Raw genomic sequence first — 17,491 nt, forward strand, 5'->3', positions numbered from 1 at the left:
CCCCTTTAGTGTCGGGGCAACGTTTGAACCCCAAGTGGGAGTGCAGTAAACTTTGGTCAGATGTCTTAATCCCCTTTAGTGTCGGGGCAACGTTTGAACAAAAAGTAATCAAGAAATAATCAATCAGCTTAAAGTCTTAATCCCCTTTAGTGTCGGGGCAACGTTTGAACACAAGGCAATGGCCAATGCGCCAGCTGGTCATGTGTCTTAATCCCCTTTAGTGTCGGGGCAACGTTTGAACATGTAGCGCCAACGCAAGCAACTGATTACAAGAGTCTTAATCCCCTTTAGTGTCGGGGCAACGTTTGAACGCAAAGCTGCAGCGAAGTAACCTTATATCTCCACGTCTTAATCCCCTTTAGTGTCGGGGCAACGTTTGAACGTAGCAAAGAACTGGACAGCAGCACAGGAAGCCAAGTCTTAATCCCCTTTAGTGTCGGGGCAACGTTTGAACGGTGTTCCGCTTGCCGAAAGGCTTGCCGTTAGGTCTTAATCCCCTTTAGTGTCGGGGCAACGTTTGAACCTGCGCGGGTTCGTACTCCGCGCAAGTAGCCTAGTCTTAATCCCCTTTAGTGTCGGGGCAACGTTTGAACGCCAACCTGCTTCATCCATGCGCGGTAGCAAATGTCTTAATCCCCTTTAGTGTCGGGGCAACGTTTGAACTTAGCACTGCAAGAGCTGATAGACACATATAGGTCTTAATCCCCTTTAGTGTCGGGGCAGCGTTTGAACTTTAATCAGGGCTGGCTAGGGGGCGAACTATACGTCTTAATCCCCTTTAGTGTCGGGGCAGCGTTTGAACGGTTCCTACGGCTCCTGCGCGCACTCCGCGCAAGGTCTTAATCCCCTTTAGTGTCGGGGCAGCGTTTGAACCGTCGGGTAGTGCTGTGGACTTCGGCCTTGTGGGGTCTTAATCCCCTTTAGTGTCGGGGCAGCGTTTGAACTAGTGTCTTTGTATTTAGCAGCCATTGCTTCCAGTCTTAATCCCCTTTAGTGTCGGGGCAGCGTTTGAACCGGAAAGCTTGTGAGTATGGGAATTTATGAAAGTCTTAATCCCCTTTAGTGTCGGGGCAGCGTTTGAACCGTGGAACATGGTTTAAACAATCCTGTTCCGAGTCTTAATCCCCTTTAGTGTCGGGGCAGCGTTTGAACGAAATGAGATATGTAAGAAACGTCGAATACCCGTCTTAATCCCCTTTAGTGTCGGGGCAGCGTTTGAACCCGCACCGAGCGAGGCATGGCAAGCCTTGAAAAAGTCTTAATCCCCTTTAGTGTCGGGGCAGCGTTTGAACCACAACCCGCGCCGGGCGCGCTTTGCTAAAAGTCTTAATCCCCTTTAGTGTCGGGGCAGCGTTTGAACTCTAGCACGTTTTTTTCTATATAAAAAACAAATACTTGCAAACGCTTTTTATTGATTACTTTTTAACCAGTAAATTGGCTAATTTTTGTACAATTAAGTTGTTAAAGAGCTAAGTTAATATACCCTACGTTTAAGCAGGATAGAACTACCCCGAACATATTGCCTAATAAATATGTTACTAAGCAAAGGCCATTGGCCAATAACTATTGTATCGATAACGTTTTGGAACTAAAGCCTAAACTGCTTTGATAGCAGCCAAAGCCAAAGCTGGTTTTATTACCAATACCAATATATTCACCTAACAATAAATAACTATAAACCGTGGCCGTTATACCAGCATAACCCCAGTGACCGGCTAACCCGCCAATACTAACCTGCCGCTGATCTTTCACACTGTACTTTTGCCAATCAGAAAACTGCGCGGTTACCGACACTAACTGTATGGCTGGCAGTGTTGGCGTTATATTTATTACCTTAGCTAGCTCTGCCGACGGTATCACTTCGGCTAACAAGCCTAAAAAACGGCGCACCACCGCATTTATCCAGACATGGGCTGGTGGCACCGCTGTTAGCGGCTGGCCTTTTAGTTGTATTCTGCAGCGGCTTATCGTTTCAAGATAATAGGTGGCGGCGGCTTGCTGCCATTGCATTGCGGGTATTACCTGCAGTTTTTGTTGAAGCAAGGTTGCTAGCGTTAGTTGGCAGGGTATTAATAGCTCACCCTGCTCCAGGCTATACAGCCTTTCACCCTGGTGGTTAGTAATATGCAATAGCTTAAACTGCGTTCTTTGCTTGCCTAACCCCAGTTGTTGCCATGCCAGCAAAGCGCGCCGCACAAGCGTTAACGAGGCTGGGTCCTGCGCGTATAACCGCAGCTCAAAAACCAGTTGTTCGCCGCCAGCATAATGGCTTTGGCTTACATCTGTGCAATAAAGCATAAATGGGCAGGCTTTGCGGTTATTGTTGCCTTGTTGGCCAAACAAGTTGCTATACAACTGCGGGCACACCAGAGCTAAAGCACGGCCAAAGCCGCCATGCAAAACGTTTCCTTTGTAAGCGTCAAGCTCGGCGTTTGCATTAAAACGTAAGGCAATTTGCCAATGGCTATAAGGTACGTTTGCGGCCGCCGCTAGCAATATGTCTTGCTGCGGCTGGCCCTGCAAGGTGTTGTTATGCAACACCGTATTGTGCAATACACTATGCAACGTTCTTTGCGACATGCTAATTCTGCTCTAACATGCTCAGTGCCGCTTTGCGTACCTTCAGTTTGTCTTTGTTTTTAATCTCCATATATTTACTGCCTTTAAGCATACCAACTAATTTCACCCGATCTGCCAATGGCCAGGCTTGCGCTTCACCTTGTTCAACCAAGGTTTTTATGTGGGCCATCACCAGTTCATTTTTACTGGGGTCGGCAATATCTTGCTGTAATAAGGTTATAACCCGTTCGTTTTCACTCATTTGGCCAAGTGCTACAGCCGCTTGATGTTTTACTTGTGCTGCACCAATGTCGGCCAAGCGGTTGTCTCTTGCTTGCTCTGCTTTTTTTAAACCCGACGCTGAAACAGACATAGCACCATAACCCGTGGCTGTTTTTGCCCCCGCGCCCAGAAAACCTAAAGCTTGCTCTAGTAATTCAAGCACTTCGTCCACTTCACTGTCGGCAATAGTGGCGTGCGATGCTTTGGCCACCGAAAATAACAGCGTTAAATTTCGTGCCACTAAAAACGCTACGGGTATTGGGTCGTGCCAATCGGCTGGTGCCGTTTTACCTTTGCCTCCCTCTTGCTGCCAGTCACCGGTATGCGGGGTCATAATATCCGGCAATATATCGGCTTTCTCACAGGGAATAGCATCAAAAAACACCAACTCACCGGCCTGATTATCAGTAACGTTTTTACTTGGATCTTTAGACTCACTGCCAAACCACTGTTTTAAACGTGCGGGTGCCATACCATTTATTTCGCAATATGCCCGCACTAACCCTTTAACACTGCTGCCGGGTAAGTAAGGCATTGACAACGTATGGTGCCAGCTAAATCCATTTTCCAGTGGATGAGCATTACCCATGCCCGACACCCAATGCCAGTCAGATTTCATAACCGCATAGCGACTAGGCTGTTGCTTATTCAGTAACATTTGCCGTAACACTGCCCGGTTCATTTGCTCTTGGCTACCGCAACCATTAATGTAAAACTGTTTTAAAAAGCGGTCTTTGTCATCTTTGTAACTACTGGCTGTGGTACTAAATTCAGTCCAGCTAAAAAAACGACTAAAAAACAAACCTAAGTTAACACTGCTGGCCTGGCCAGCCTGCAGCGTGGTGGGATGAGGCGCCTCGGCCTTGTAAAAAGGTTGCATTTTAGCCTCCGTTTGCATCGTCAGTAATTAGATAGGCACGGGCAAATTTTTTAAACCATACCAATAATGCCTGCGTTTCAGCTGTAGCTTGCTGATACTTCGCCATATCATTGTTGCAAATAGCCTGCATTAAGTCTGTGCTGAAAATTTGCTGCTGGTTAAGCCAAGTGCTAATCCAGCTATAAATAGCCTGATAAGCTTTACCACCTTTTTTAGCAGCTGGATGCGCTTTATAAAACGCGATAGCCTGGCCAAAGCCGTTAATTTGGATCATGGCGGGTAAACTTTGCACATAGGCTTTAAGCTCTTTTTGTTCGTCTTTCGACCAACTTTGTGCTTCCGTAATACTTGCCAGGGCAAACTTAGCCCGAAGCTGACTTTGTAATTGCATTGTACTCATGCCTGCACTCCTTGCCAGTTAACCTGAAACCAGCCCATACCAGTGGTTAAATTACCGCCCACTTGCATAAAACCTTTTTGCTCAAAACCGTTTTCCAACTTACTAAGCAGCTCTGTAGCACTGGTTTTTTGTTGATCGCGACCACTGGTACACGATAAACAGCAATACATTAACGTTTCTGGCGGTAAGTTTTCTTCATACCATAAGGCGCCGTTTTTAACGGTTTTTGTGGCACTATCCAAAGCAATATGTGCTTGCACTGGCACGGCACTGCGACACAATAAACGGAACTGATCATTACTGACAATAAGCAAGTTTTGGGCAAAATCAGCTTTTAAGTCCTGACCGCCAAGAAAAGTAAGTAACTCTAATACGGCAACAAGATCTTCGGTCTGCGTGTCAAAACAAAACTCTTCCAAATAAACCTTGCCTGCCCCTTGCGCACTTAGCGCCTGGTTTGCATTTACCTTGGTAAAATCAGGTAACGTTAGTTCTGGCATTGCCATCCGGCGCAAATCATTTTGTAACCGTTTTAGTAATGCCGGACAGGTAACCCATTTAACGTGACTGGTCATTGACCGCACCGGTAATAACACCAGACGGGCATCGCTTACTAGTAAGGCACCAGCATGCTCTGCTGCATTGTTGGTGTCTGGGCCAAATATAGCAACCGTATCACTAGGTTGCGCCAATAAAGTTTCAAAGTGGCTGCGTAGGGCGCCCTTCATGCCCGAGCCAAATATCACTGGCCAGTCGGTATGAGCTTCGCGCTGTATTGGCAAATCAATGGCTGCCTCACTTGAACTGGCACCAGCATGAATAAAGGTTTGAGCAGTTAATCCTAAAATAGCGTTCGCGTTCATAATTAATCCTTAAGCGTTAATTCGGGGTAAATACAGGCAGGCGCCTAAACCAAAACCGGCCTGTTCACCAAAACGATATTGTTTTAATAATTCAGTAAGCTTGTCTGGTTGGGTACACTGCACAAAATAGCAAGCGCCAGCGGGCACTAAAGCTTTTACGGGTTTGGGTTGGCGTAAGGCACTATCCCAACCACCCAGTTTTACTGCCTTTGCGGCACAAAAAGCTTCTATTGTTACTGTTACATCACCAAGCTTGCCCTGCCACTGTGTTACGCCATCGGTTTGTATTGCGGCAAACTGGGCTGGTAGCCAGTGTTGTAAGTCAGCTGGGCTGGTAAAGTACAATATGCCAGTGCTGGCAGTATGCTGCCGGGTTTCGTGGCGAGTGGTGTCATGCTCTACCATGACATGCGCCAAGCGCCCTTCCCCCCCCAGCCTTACTTGCCATGATTGCTGAATTAACAGCTGGGCAATAGGCTCAGGTATACCAGTAACAGGCACGACTAATTCAATTTGTTCAAATTCAGCCTGCTCTTTTAGTCTGACATGCTCCGTTTGGTATAAGGCACCCTTTTGAACGGTAGCCTTGCTATTGTCCCGGGCGATACCCAACCTAACCTCGCGCTGCATTAATTGCTCTACCGCAATAAAGTGCTCAAGTTTAGGGAGTTTACCGGCCATTAAACAGGCCAAGCCTTGCTCTGTTAACCAACTATTTTCTATTGGCTTGGCAGCAAATACCCCTTTAGCAAGCTCTGGCAAACGCACCAGGCCAAGATCACATAGTACCGGCTCATTACCCAGGGCCATGGCTAATAGCCGCTTATCTTCCCGTGCCAACAGCGCAGGTACCGGGTATAAACGTTGCCAGATGCCGTGCTGTTTTACTCTTAAATAGGGATAATCAAACTGCAGCTCTCCTGTATGGCTGCCGTTACCTAGTAAAGCAGACATTTCAGGCAATTTACCTGCTGCAAAGTCGCGCCAGTTGATATGCTGGCTGTCACCCATTAAAGTACGGCAGGCACCAACCAAGGTACTGACCGGTGGCGGAAATAAGGTTTCAATAGCGGTGCCGCCCAAGGCACCCATCGGCCGAGCTTCACGAAAACACCAGCTGTCTAATTGACTAAATACAAATTGCATTATGCAAGCTCCTCTTGCTGCTCGGCGCCAGCCGTAGCCAAAAACCGAATAAGCTTAAGGCCATCAAGTTGTAAGCCCGGTAATAACTTAATCACACTGTTACCCTGCTTATCTGGTAGTTGCCGTTGTAATAACTGACATAACGCCATTAATTGCTCGATATGCTCCATGTCGTGCTGTAGCTGTTTTTTATCTAAATGAAGTTGCTCGCCTGAATGAAAATACTCGGCAGCAGCTAATCGCATCATGGTGACGCTGTCTAAACCACCATCGGCAAACACTTCCAGGCTGCTAATAAGCTTAAAAAGCAGCTTGTTTGTTACAAAAGCTTTTTTATGCTCAAAAACACGCAAAGCGGTTTCTAGCAAGCTGGGCTGCGATTCAGCTTTAGGATACAACTTACTCCACGGCATTGCCCACTGCGCATGCATACCACCTGGCTTGTTAATCCGAATGGCCAGGCTATCGCGACCGGTTTGCTCTTTGGCAATATCATCTAATAGCTGATGAGCTTCGGCGACAATTTTCATTAGCGGAGTCCGGTAATGCGCAAACTGAATAGCACCCGACAACGTGCTGAACAACCCGGTATTCTGCCTTGCTTTGGCAAAGCAGGTGCTGTAACACCGCTCAACAGCCCGCGCACAAGTTATCGCTGTATCAAGCGGCAACAAAGCAAGAACATCGTCACCTCCGGCGTACACTAAAAAACCATCATGTTGTTGGACAATAGCAGGCACTTGCCGGGTAAAACTGTTTAACGCCGCACTAATACCCACTTGTTTTTTGGGATCGCTCATTTGACTACCGAGTGAATCGCCATCCATTAACAACAATGCATAATAAGGGGAGGGCCCAGCCAGGCCGGCTGCTTTATTAAAATTATTTAGCCGAGTCACAATTTCCTGAGTTCGCAAATGCTGATAAGACTGACCGGCTAACAACGACCCGGCGAAGTAACTTATACCATCTAGGTGACTTACCCACGCCGGTAACTTACTTGCAACTTTACGCTGCTCTATGGAGCTAAAACTAACGTAGCGTCCCGCCAGACCTAGCTGCTGCTTGGCTTTTTCAGCAAACAAGGTAAACGTAGATAACAACGCCGGATCAGCGTTAATAGCATCATAGGCTGCCCGCATATAGGGCAGCGCTGCAAGCAGCGGCAATGAAGGAACATGCGTTGGATCATAGTCTTCTTGCTCGGCATCACGGTCAATGCTAAACGACCACCCTTGCAATGTTGGCGCTTTTAATTGGAAATTTGCAGGCAACATTGCAGCCCATTGCTGCTCGCCAAGCTGCAGTTGATAAAAATAGTGAGCAAAACGGCGCTTAACAAACCCTAAGGCACATACCTGCTCACCTTCTTCTAAGTCAGTTTTGCCTACAGTTAATGATTGACGTAGCGCTTGCCAGAATTCGCGGCGGCGGTTTGCCGTAAGCTCACCTGATAATTCTTGCCAGCCGCTCATCATCATACACTTATCGCCCGGCTCAGCAGGGGGGTAATGATTACGCCAGTTTTTACGCCGATCTAATAAGTTACTAGCATTACTGTTATCCGTTAGCACCCAGCTTATTTCCCAGATATTACCAAGCTGTCGCAGCCAGATAGCCCGACTTTGCTCTACTGAAAACTGACTATGGGCAGAAAAAAATGGCACAATATCATTTGTCCAAACCAGCTCAGCCACTTGTTGCCAAGCCAGCTGCACTATTTGTGATACTTCATGCGCTGGAAAATCTGCCGTTACTTCGGCGGTTACGCCTTTAAACCTGTTTGGAATACCGCCCTGCTTTGGGCCGTTATCAACCTGTCCGGTAACCGCTTGCATAAAATGATCGTCTGGCACAGGAAACAAAATAGCATTATCCTGGTGCTGATTGCGCACTGCCGCAATAGCAACAGCAGATAGCCAAGACAATAAGAACGACCCACTCCACAAATCTTTACTTCGTCTGGCCTGTGCAACAAAACTTTGCACCGGACCAATAGTTAAATGAAAGTACTGCTTCATGCTAAACTCCCTTTAAAAATAGCTTCTCGGGCGGTAAAACCGTCAGCCTGCGCCTGCGCCCCCTGATACACTGGTAAGGTTAAATAATCGGTAATTACCGACCAGTCGATGGCGGTTGCAGGATACGCCTTGCCCTTATACTTGACCTCGGCTAGATCAGGGAAAAACTCTGCCGCCAATAGCGACTGCACTGCAACATATTCTTGGCCAAACCTATGCACATGCACAAATAATGGTGATGCCCGGCGAGTTTGATTTTTTTGTGCTAACTCAATGCTGACGCTACCTTTGTTATCACTAAATCTGACGTTATGTGGAATACCAAACACTAACCGGCGCGGCTGCACAGGCTTTGCGTTCTGTTGTAAAATCCGCAACATATTGTCATGGTCATCGGTAAAAAGTTGTAAAGCCGGCTTGCCACTAACTAAATGAGGGCCTTTACTCCCCTCGCCATAACCGCGATAACGTTGCTGTTTTTCACCAACACTATTTATAGCGGCAGTGGCTGTTTTATCACTTAAAGAAATATCTGCCATGGCATAAGCACTAAAGGCTGTAAATGGCGGTAATTCCTGCAAACGCTGCCCCTGGTTAAATAGCTCAGCAACAGCGGTCTTGTAGTCTTGCTTTGTCAAAGGCACAGCCAGCGGCTGCTGATCCTCGGTCCAGGCTAACAATTGCACTGAGCCGAACCCCTTACGCGCCCGGCTGCCCAAAGAGCCCAGTAAGCCAAAGGCAAGCAATGCTTGTTTAACCTGGGCAATTTGCTCAGGCGTAACAGCAGGTTTAAAAGCCAATTGCAATGAAAACGAGGTGCCAACGTTTAAATAAGCACGCTGTAATTTTGTTTTGAAATTATAAAGCCCCATACCTAACAAATACTGACAGCCACTATATTTACTAAGACCAGCACCTTTATCACTGACATCTTCTGCGGCTTTAACGGTGTCTTTTATTTGCGCGTTCTCAGGTATCCGCAACATAACTAAGCTTTGGCCACTGTTGCTATTATCACTGGCAGCACTGCCAAATAATGCGGCTTCTGCCTTATGTAGTTTTTTTAAGGCATCTTGGGCATTCGCACTTTGCTGTCGCAACGCCGGATAAACCAGGGCCCGCCACCAAAAACGTAATGCACCTTTAACAGCAGTAGGCCGTATAGTTAGGTAGTCATCCTGGTTTTGATTGGTATAACCAGCAATAAACATGGGACTTACCAGTTCAAACTGAGCAGTAATAATATGCATAACAGACTCGCTTATCTGAATAGAGCAAAACACGAACCCAAAAGGGGCACAGAGAAACATGACACGCAGTAGCTTATTGGCCGTGTTACCCAGCTGTAATCACTGAAGGTACTAAGCCGGGCAGCTTTGCTTAGGTAGAGGGTTAACGTTATGAAAAGAGTAGACATTCAAATTCCTTTTTAAATGGGTACGTAGTTTTATCAATATCAAGCATTAAAGTCAATTAACATAGTAAGGCTCGGCTTTGTTATGTTTTGCAGCCTACGCCACAGCATTACAATCTGCACTTTTCTCGTTAAACTGCTGCCGATAAACGTTTAACAAGTTTACTGTGCCACGGGTGCCAACTGGCAATTGACAAGTTTGTTAGCTTAAATTCTGAGCCGTTGTTTTAGCCTGCCATACCTGCTCCATTGCTTGCTGCAGAACATTGATACCGTATAGCCTTAACATGTCGTTAAAATCACTTGGCTGTTCTTTACCGTGTATAGACAGAAACTGCGGTGTCATAAAATAATCATCTGGCTGTGCTGCCACTAGGGCGTTATTTAAACCCACATTTCCTACTTTTGGTTTGTACACATCCATATCGTGAGCAAAATAGACGCGCTCATTCAGATGCTTACGGCAATGGCCGTAATTATTGCAACTTAATACTGCACGTATTTCACCCGGCCATACCAAAGCCAGCGTAAGCGCGGTAATAATGCCTTCACAAAATAAGATTGGATAAAACTGCAAACCACGCACAGGAGTAACCCTAACAAAGCTCCCTTTCATGGCACCAGTGAAAGCAACAACGTTTCGTTTGTTATCACTGGCTAATGCCGGATCAATTGTTTGAAACCCCACAACGTCGCCGCCTAGCCTTTCAATTGGCAGCAATATTTTATGGTTATACCAGCGCATCTTAAGACGATTTAACAGTGCCGCAGTAACATGACCACCCAGGCGTTGCTGCAAATAGGGTTGCTGTGGCTCTACGGCCGACGCCTTGGCAAAAGCATTTTGTAAAATAGCAAAATACACCGCACGCTGCTTTTCATAAGCTTGCTCTGAGCAGCCGAGTGAAAGGTTATTGTCAGTAGTGGCCAAAACCACTTCTTTTTTAGCCAACGAAGCAGATGACGTTAGCTGCTGTGGCTGGCGCGCTAACCAACGCAAGCCGTTAAAATCAGCGGTTAACCCCCCATCTTTAAAAGTTCTAAAGCGGAAAAATGGCCACGCCTGGCCATTAGCAGTGTAATTAAGGTAATACCGCACTGAACAGCAGCCTTGGTAACGCTTGGCAATTACAGGTACTGCATTACCTCTTAGCAATACAGAGTGGTTAGGCAGCTTAGCCAACAATGCCACAGCATCTACACCCAGCGGTGCAGCAATATCAACAATGTCTTCTTTGGCATAACGCAATATGCTGGCCAAATCTAATGGTTGACGATGTAAATGCTGCTGCATGCCCACAACCTGTTAGTGAATAGATAAGGTAAGCTTAATGGCAATGTTTACTAACAAGAGGCTTTACAAACTTGTTAAAGCAGAGAAAAGGAAATTAAAAAAGCAGAGCCCATTCAAATGGCTCTCTGCTTTAAACGGCACAACAGAGCCTATAACAGTTTATAGTGGCGTAAGCACTACTGATGCTACGACAAGCTCATTATCTATGAGCGGCATGTTAAGCCCTTTAAATATGCTAACGTAACATGCTGTTTCAGCAGGCTCAATCATCATCTCACCTAACGCATAATACCAACTACAGGTTATGATAATCTTATGCTGTGTATTAATTTCCAACAAAGGGTCAGTTCTTACAACACGGATCTGTCCTGCGGCATTTTCCCGAATACCATATGCATATAAAAATGGAAGCGTAAGATCACGCGCAATAAAGTAGAAAAATAAAAGTTCCAGCGTACTCTGGCATTTTACGCATTCGTAATACTCCGACTGGTGAGTATTCTCTAACAAAAAGTGCACAAAGTGACGTTGTAACGTTTTAAAGTTAAGTACCTTAATACAGCTAGCGAAGCATTAGGTGTGCATAAATAAAAGGTGATGGAACAGTATCTTGCCTTTGCTTCATCCTAAACAAGGAAGGAAAGGCATCGCAGGAATGCTCACAAACAAAGCTATAACCAAAGCGCTCTGCCGCTGCTGAATAACGCGCTACAATCAGTTGTTGTGCTACAGATTTCGAAACCTCTTTCGAGTCTAGAGTTTTACCATCAATTTCAGCTGGTAATAAGACAACATTCGTTATACTCAGACTACCATCCCCAGCAAGAAGTGAAAGCGCAGCAGCACCAATAAATACTGCTGCACCAACAGAATCTCCCAAGCCTGAACCAAGCTGCCCGCGGCCACATCAGTGAACATTTGCGCAGCTAAAGAGACATCTGGTTCGTTGGAAACTGCAAAATATGGCCAAAATGAAACCAGAAAAGCATGTTGAGGCTTACTCGCGGCTTGAACAAATTCTGAAGAAATAAAATACTCAGAAATCAAAATCCTGTTTGGTAATACATCCAGACAGGATAAGAAGATTTAGCTAAGCTTGGAATGTGCGGTTGGTGTTACGCTTACGCTCAAAAAAAAGCCATATTACTCAAAATATGGCTTTTAAAAGTCGCTTTTAAATAACCTCTCAAAGTAACTTTTTTTATTCAACATACTCCGTCTGGTGACTGTTCTCGAGTAAGAATTGTACTAACCGTTGTTGAAGTGCCGAAAAATCAAATTGTTTAGCGCAGCTCGGACAACACATTTCATGCTTAACCCATTGATAAATGGCATCGCAATTATCAGTCGCACGTTCAGTTGCACACACTGGAATAAGCTCCCGACCGTAAGGGTTAATTTTGAGAGCAACAATCAAGTTTATTGAAAAACTTCGCGCTTTTTTACGTAAGTTTTTCTCTGCTTGAATGGTTCGGAATAATGGTGTTTGCTCAATATGGATCATTTAACACCTCCACTGTTATGAGCTAGCAACAATAAATCAAACGCAGAACCATCTTGCCGAGTTAAGTTCGGTACAAAACGGCTATAAACCCTAAACAACATTTCTGTGGTGGTATGCCCCATCTGTCGAGCAATCCATTCGGGATTTTCCCCCGCAGCCAACCAAAGTGTGGCCGCGGTATGCCGTGTTTGATAAGGCACCCGATCTCTAAGCTCACATTGTTTAATCGTCGGATACCAAACCCGCTGTGTGATATTGCGATGATTATGCGGTGTGCCGTTCCTTGTGGCGAACACATAATCTGATTTAGTCCGAGTGGCATATTGCCGTTGAAGTGCCTCACGGACCGGCTTAGACATTTGAATTTCACGTTGAGAGCCATCATTTTTCGTATATTCCGTTTGGCCGCCAACCCACGTTTCACGAACTAAAATGATATTGCGATCGAAATCAACAAACCGCCATTTCAAGCCATCCACTTCTCCCGTGCGCAGACCGGTAAAGAAACGCACAACATAGTAATTGGCGAATTGCTCTGGTACATACTGTAAGAATTTCTGTACTTCATCTAGCGTGAAAGGGTCAACATCTGACTTTTGCATTTTCAGTGGTTTTAAACGGTCGGGCGAAGTAAACTGATATCGGTCGGCTGCATCATCTAAGATCTTCTGAATAACTTTCAGGTGACGGTTAATGTAACCTGCTGAAATCTGCTCTCCGTTTTCGCGACGAACTTTGCCGAGTGTGGCGCGAAACTGGATAAGATCAGCCTTTGTGATGTGGTCGACTTCCATTTTCCCAAAATGTGGGATAAGACGGTTATGAACCAATATAACCATCGTCTTAATATAAGAGGCTCGCCAAGTAACTTGCATTTCATCCAACCAAATAATGGCGAACTCTTCTAAGGTCGGTAACCGACTCGCTCGATTTCCTGCTAACAAACGCTGATGTTGCTTTTCAAATCGCACCACCATCTTACTATTTGGAAAATAATTGCTGTAAACAAAGGTTCCGAGCAAAATATCCGCTTCAATTCTTTGCAACAATTTGGTTAATGTTTTGCAATTTGTTGGATTATCGGGTAGCGCGGTTTGCTCTCGACAACGCGTACCTAAATAGCGGAAATCTAATTGCAAATTGCCCGCCCCCCTCGATCTCATATTACCCATGAGCTACGCCTCCGTTTGCCATTGGAATAAATAAACCTGTTTGTGGTTTAGCAATGTCCTTTTGGATAGTTTCCCAAATATACAAAATCTTACGTCCCCCAAATGGACGAATGTAGTGAACCCCCTCGTGTAACACGCGATCTTTAAGCGTTTCGCGAATTGTCCTCACGTCATACTTAATAAGCTTAGAAAGCTCTTCAGTTGTTAAATATGTCTTACTCATCTTTTGTACCTCACATCAATCATACGTAGCGTATACTCATCATTATGAGCATATAAATGCCACTGTCAAGCATCTTTTGTAGTTTTTATGCATCAAATGATGAGTGTTAGGTTTTTTTGATGTACACTAAGCACTCTCTGAGGGGGGAGCTCGTGATAAGATTTAGACTGAAAGAATTAATTGCCGATAAAGAATTCCACGAAGATAAGCGCATTACTTACGAGGAAATTGCGAAGGCCACTGGTGTTCACCGTACCACTTTGTCAAAACTTGCTAATCAGAAGGGCTACAACACCACTACTGACGTTTTAGATAAGTTGTGTATTTACTTTGGCGTAGACTTAGACAAGGTTGCTTCTCATATAACTAACGATTCATGATGACATCAGAATCAAAATTGAAATTAGCAACTAACACCTTGACCGAAAGCGAACTTGTCGCTGAAAACGATTCTGTTTGGCTAAGCAGCAAAAAAGCGAAGAAGGAATTGAAGGTGTCAGATTGCCACCTAATGCACTTGCGGCTAGCAGGTAAGCTGCAGTTTCGCAAAGAGGGTAACCGGTTTTATTATTTGATACCTGCGGTTAATACTACTGATGAAAATTTATTGCGCTGACTTAAAACCCGAAAAATTCTCTGTGAAATCCTAAATAAGCTAAGGTTTGTGGGTAAATAGTGCTTAATTTTTTCCTATCTAAACCCCACTTTTGGATTAAATTATCAGGCACTTTTTCAGACAGCATTAACAATCCGGCATCGGAGAAAGAAATAAACCCTTTATCAAATAACTTGTCATAATGCGGAGCGAGTAACAGGCCATTGAATTTGTCAGCTTTTTCTCTCCCGTTGGACAACTTCCACGGTTTGATGTGGCTCGCAATCAGAATACTTGGTTGCATATCGTCAACATCAGACAGACAGCAACGATAACTGTACGCAAATCTGACTTGTTCGCTAAAAAACTCATGGCCAACTCGAAAGGTCGTATAAGTCCCCCTGTTTTCTCCGAGCATTTGAGTAACAGGCGGCAGAATAATGGCTTCATTATTTTGATTCAACACTGACAAGATAAACCGACTACTAACATCCAGATCTCTTTCAAAAAATAACAAGTCACCCACTCGAATGCCTAGTTCAAAGAATTTTTGCTTGAGGGGGGTCAAGAAAAGACGATGACGGCGCTGCTTTCTGGAAATTTTGCAAGACGCCAGCGAGCCTAAAATACTAAATTCTAGATGCTGTTCTTGTCGTTCATGTAGTACTCCTCCCGTAAAGAAAGAAATGATATCCAAAGGTATGCCTGTTGTGCCTTCGTCAAGCAGCGTCTTATCAACTGTCTTAACAGCACAAAATTCATTGCGTACCTCCCAAGAGTAAGACCGTAATGAAACCATATTATTAGGACACCTTTTTAAGAAATATACCTGATAGACTTTGGTCAACCGACTAAGCCTAAGTCTTTCACTGAAATAACACAACAAGCCGTGTCATGTTCAACTCGATATGTTCTTATATGGTCGCAAGCAACTAATTTATGCTAGCTTAGTAAACCAAAGTACGGTCTTTCTTAGCTGTTCAATAAACAACTTTCACAAAAAATACTCAGCAAAAAGAGCTATAACGATGAATGCAGAGCAATTTAAAGACCTCGTAAAACAAGTCAAGCTTGGTAAAAAACTGCCTGATGCTATTTACCTGCATAAAGATGCCTTTAGTGCTCTGCCACCGATTTTAGCCAAATTTGTCAATGTAGTGGCTACTGCTCTTAAAGTGCCGGAAACCGATTGGAACATTGTTAAGCTGTTTAAAACTAACTTTCGTTTGTCGCTGCTGCACTATCCGGATTTTTATAACGACTCTTACCCTGCTTTGCAGCAAAGTGTATCGGTAGACTTAGCTAAGCTACAACACCGCCTGACGCGCTATGACGAGCATGACAACCCACCTATATTGCATCGCAAAGAACATTTTATTCTGCCGGAGCACCCGAACTTCGAGAGCTTTTGCCTTATCACCCAAGAAGGTGAAGCCGCAGGCCTTTATGACAACCCAAGAATGATAGGATTCAAAGCCAGTTGGCAGCGGCTTATTGCTAAGCACGGTTACGATCTCGTCGACGGCCGTTTATTTCGTAGTTCCGCTTTACATTCTGTAGACAATGAGCAGAATATTGACCGGCATAAAACCGCCTTAGTACGGCATGAATTATCGGCGCCAATGAAAACCCTGGCAAAACATGGCTTTCTGCACGGCGACTATTCAATATTTGATTACGGCTGCGGCCGCGGTGATGACCTACGCGAGTTAGAAGCCCATGGCTTAGATGTTGTAGGTTGGGACCCAAATTTTCGACCCGATGCCGACAAAGTGAATTCTGAAATCGTTAATATCGGCTTTGTTATTAACGTTATTGAAGATAAAGACGAGCGATTAGATGCCTTACTAGGCAGCTGGGAGCTAACGCAAAAGTTGCTAGTAGTATCTGCGATGCTGGCCAACGAAAGTTATATTGTGCAGTTTCAGCCTTATAAAGATGGTGTGATTACCTCACGTAATACTTTTCAAAAATATTACAGCCAAACCGAGCTAAAGGAATTTATTGAAACCACGCTGGATGAAAATGCCATTGCCATAGGCCCCGGTATTTTTTATGTGTTTCGCGATAAAGAACTAGAGCAGCAATTCCAACAGAACCGGCAAAAGCGGCATTACGAGTGGCGACATTTAACCGCGCCCGAACCGGTATCAGAAACTCAGGCCCGCCTGCTATTCACTCAACACCAGCCGTTATTTGAAGCCTTTTGGAAATGCTGTCTCGATCTTGGCCGCATGCCGGCAGAAGATGAGTTTAACCAATTCCAGCAATTAAATGAGGTTACTGGTTCACCGAAAAAGGCCCTGCGTCTAGTAAGCAAATGGTACGACCAAGCAGAACTTGAGCAAGCTGCAACAATGCGTAAAGAAGACTTACTTGTTTACTTTGCTTTAGCACAGTTTCAAAAACACAAAGGCTATGCTCATCAACCAGAACAATTGAAAAGAGATATTAAAGCATTTTTTGGCAATTACACAATCGCATTGACTCAAGCAAAAGAGCTACTTTTCCTCATCGCCGACAGCGAGTTAATAGCGTCTATTTGCCTGGAAGCACAGGGTCTGCTGCCAGCAAGCAAAATAGGCTTCGAACATGATATAGCTCATAGCCTAACCTTACATAAAGACTTTATTACCCTATTACCAATTGTCTTACGTGTGTATGTTGGCGCTGCACTTCAAATGTATGGTGAATTAGATGACATTCAACTTATTAAAATTCACTTTCACTCAGGAAAAGTGACCCTGTTAGGGTATGAGGGATTTTATGACTCACCATTGCCAAAACTAAAAGAACGCGTGAAAATTAAAATGGCAGAGCAAGACGTAGACTTTTTTGACTATATTGTTCCTGACAAACGACCGATACTGTTGGATAAAATTAGCTATATAGACGAGACATTTGAGGACTACAAAAAGCAAAAGACGTTTAATAAAAATTTTTTAAAAGAACTTAAAGCGCTCAATATCGACTGTAGAAATATCACGTTAAATCATTTGCATGAATTACTTCATCATACTAATAAAAAAATCACTGGGTATAACATAAAGCAAAAATAGAACGAACGTTAGTTGTACATACAACCAAATTAACATTTGCCAGCACTTATTAATCTGCCAATCAATATAGGCAACTGAA

At 44.6% G+C, this 17,491-nt stretch carries 15 protein-coding genes and 1 CRISPR repeat array; of the genes, 2 read left to right on the forward strand and 13 right to left on the reverse strand.

Annotated features, from left to right (window positions below):
- Window positions 1-1,360: a CRISPR direct-repeat array (repeat unit 37 nt; unit sequence GTCTTAATCCCCTTTAGTGTCGGGGCAGCGTTTGAAC).
- A gap of 203 nt (window positions 1,361-1,563) precedes the next feature.
- The 12 genes from cas6 to VT06_RS13345 form a co-directional block, all read right to left on the reverse strand.
- Window positions 1,564-2,580, reverse strand: coding sequence for a CRISPR system precrRNA processing endoribonuclease RAMP protein Cas6 (cas6, locus tag VT06_RS13285; protein WP_046554812.1), 1,017 nt, complete (start codon window positions 2,578-2,580; stop codon window positions 1,564-1,566).
- Window position 2,581: 1 nt separating this feature from the next.
- Window positions 2,582-3,721 (reverse strand): type III-B CRISPR module RAMP protein Cmr6, encoded by a 1,140-nt coding sequence (cmr6, locus tag VT06_RS17580; RefSeq protein WP_052750269.1) that lies wholly within the window; start codon window positions 3,719-3,721, stop codon window positions 2,582-2,584.
- A 1-nt stretch (window position 3,722) separates the two neighbouring features.
- Window positions 3,723-4,121 carry a type III-B CRISPR module-associated protein Cmr5 gene (gene cmr5 / locus VT06_RS13295; RefSeq protein ID WP_052750270.1) on the reverse strand — a complete coding sequence of 133 codons (399 nt, stop codon included), beginning with the start codon at window positions 4,119-4,121 and terminating at the stop codon, window positions 3,723-3,725.
- On the reverse strand, window positions 4,118-4,984 hold the full coding sequence (cmr4, locus tag VT06_RS13300; RefSeq protein ID WP_046554813.1) for a type III-B CRISPR module RAMP protein Cmr4: 867 nt from the start codon (window positions 4,982-4,984) through the stop codon (window positions 4,118-4,120). The genes cmr5 and cmr4 overlap by 4 nt, the downstream gene beginning before the upstream one ends.
- A gap of 9 nt (window positions 4,985-4,993) precedes the next feature.
- Complete coding sequence (locus VT06_RS13305) at window positions 4,994-6,130, reverse strand: type III-B CRISPR module-associated Cmr3 family protein (RefSeq protein WP_046554814.1); 1,137 nt, start codon at window positions 6,128-6,130, stop codon at window positions 4,994-4,996.
- Entirely contained in the window at window positions 6,130-8,151 is a 2,022-nt protein-coding gene (gene cas10 / locus VT06_RS13310) for a type III-B CRISPR-associated protein Cas10/Cmr2 (protein WP_046554815.1), read from the reverse strand. The genes VT06_RS13305 and cas10 overlap by 1 nt, the downstream gene beginning before the upstream one ends.
- A complete protein-coding gene (cmr1, locus tag VT06_RS13315) occupies window positions 8,148-9,401 on the reverse strand; it encodes a type III-B CRISPR module RAMP protein Cmr1 (protein ID WP_046554816.1) in 1,254 nt (417 codons plus the stop codon). Before cmr1 ends, cas10 begins: the two co-directional genes overlap by 4 nt.
- Before the next feature lie 366 nt (window positions 9,402-9,767).
- A complete protein-coding gene (locus VT06_RS13320; protein ID WP_046554817.1) occupies window positions 9,768-10,859 on the reverse strand; it encodes a hypothetical protein in 1,092 nt (363 codons plus the stop codon).
- A 562-nt stretch (window positions 10,860-11,421) separates the two neighbouring features.
- Window positions 11,422-11,739, reverse strand: coding sequence for a hypothetical protein (locus VT06_RS18100; protein WP_152659026.1), 318 nt, complete (start codon window positions 11,737-11,739; stop codon window positions 11,422-11,424).
- Between the two features lie 321 nt (window positions 11,740-12,060).
- On the reverse strand, window positions 12,061-12,363 hold the full coding sequence (locus VT06_RS13335; RefSeq protein ID WP_046554820.1) for a hypothetical protein: 303 nt from the start codon (window positions 12,361-12,363) through the stop codon (window positions 12,061-12,063).
- The gene (locus VT06_RS13340; protein ID WP_235357433.1) at window positions 12,360-13,502 is read right to left on the reverse strand and encodes a site-specific integrase; all 1,143 of its coding nucleotides are present in this window, start codon (window positions 13,500-13,502) and stop codon (window positions 12,360-12,362) included. Before VT06_RS13340 ends, VT06_RS13335 begins: the two co-directional genes overlap by 4 nt.
- Before the next feature lie 25 nt (window positions 13,503-13,527).
- A complete protein-coding gene (locus tag VT06_RS13345) occupies window positions 13,528-13,758 on the reverse strand; it encodes a hypothetical protein (protein WP_046554822.1) in 231 nt (76 codons plus the stop codon).
- Window positions 13,759-13,910: 152 nt separating this feature from the next.
- Here VT06_RS13345 and VT06_RS13350 point away from each other — a divergent pair, with 152 nt between their 5' ends.
- Window positions 13,911-14,138 carry a helix-turn-helix transcriptional regulator gene (locus tag VT06_RS13350; protein ID WP_046554860.1) on the forward strand — a complete coding sequence of 76 codons (228 nt, stop codon included), beginning with the start codon at window positions 13,911-13,913 and terminating at the stop codon, window positions 14,136-14,138.
- Window positions 14,139-14,375: 237 nt separating this feature from the next.
- On the opposite strand, the gene VT06_RS17585 is transcribed toward VT06_RS13350, so the two are convergent.
- Complete coding sequence (locus tag VT06_RS17585) at window positions 14,376-15,152, reverse strand: HNH endonuclease (RefSeq protein WP_052750271.1); 777 nt, start codon at window positions 15,150-15,152, stop codon at window positions 14,376-14,378.
- A gap of 229 nt (window positions 15,153-15,381) precedes the next feature.
- Between VT06_RS17585 and VT06_RS13365 the strand changes: the two genes are divergently transcribed.
- Window positions 15,382-17,412, forward strand: coding sequence for a DNA phosphorothioation-associated putative methyltransferase (locus VT06_RS13365; protein WP_046554823.1), 2,031 nt, complete (start codon window positions 15,382-15,384; stop codon window positions 17,410-17,412).
- Window positions 17,413-17,491 lie beyond the last annotated feature (79 nt).

The sequence above is a fragment of the Arsukibacterium sp. MJ3 genome (assembly GCF_000987765.1).
Lineage (GTDB): Bacteria > Pseudomonadota > Gammaproteobacteria > Enterobacterales > Alteromonadaceae > Alishewanella.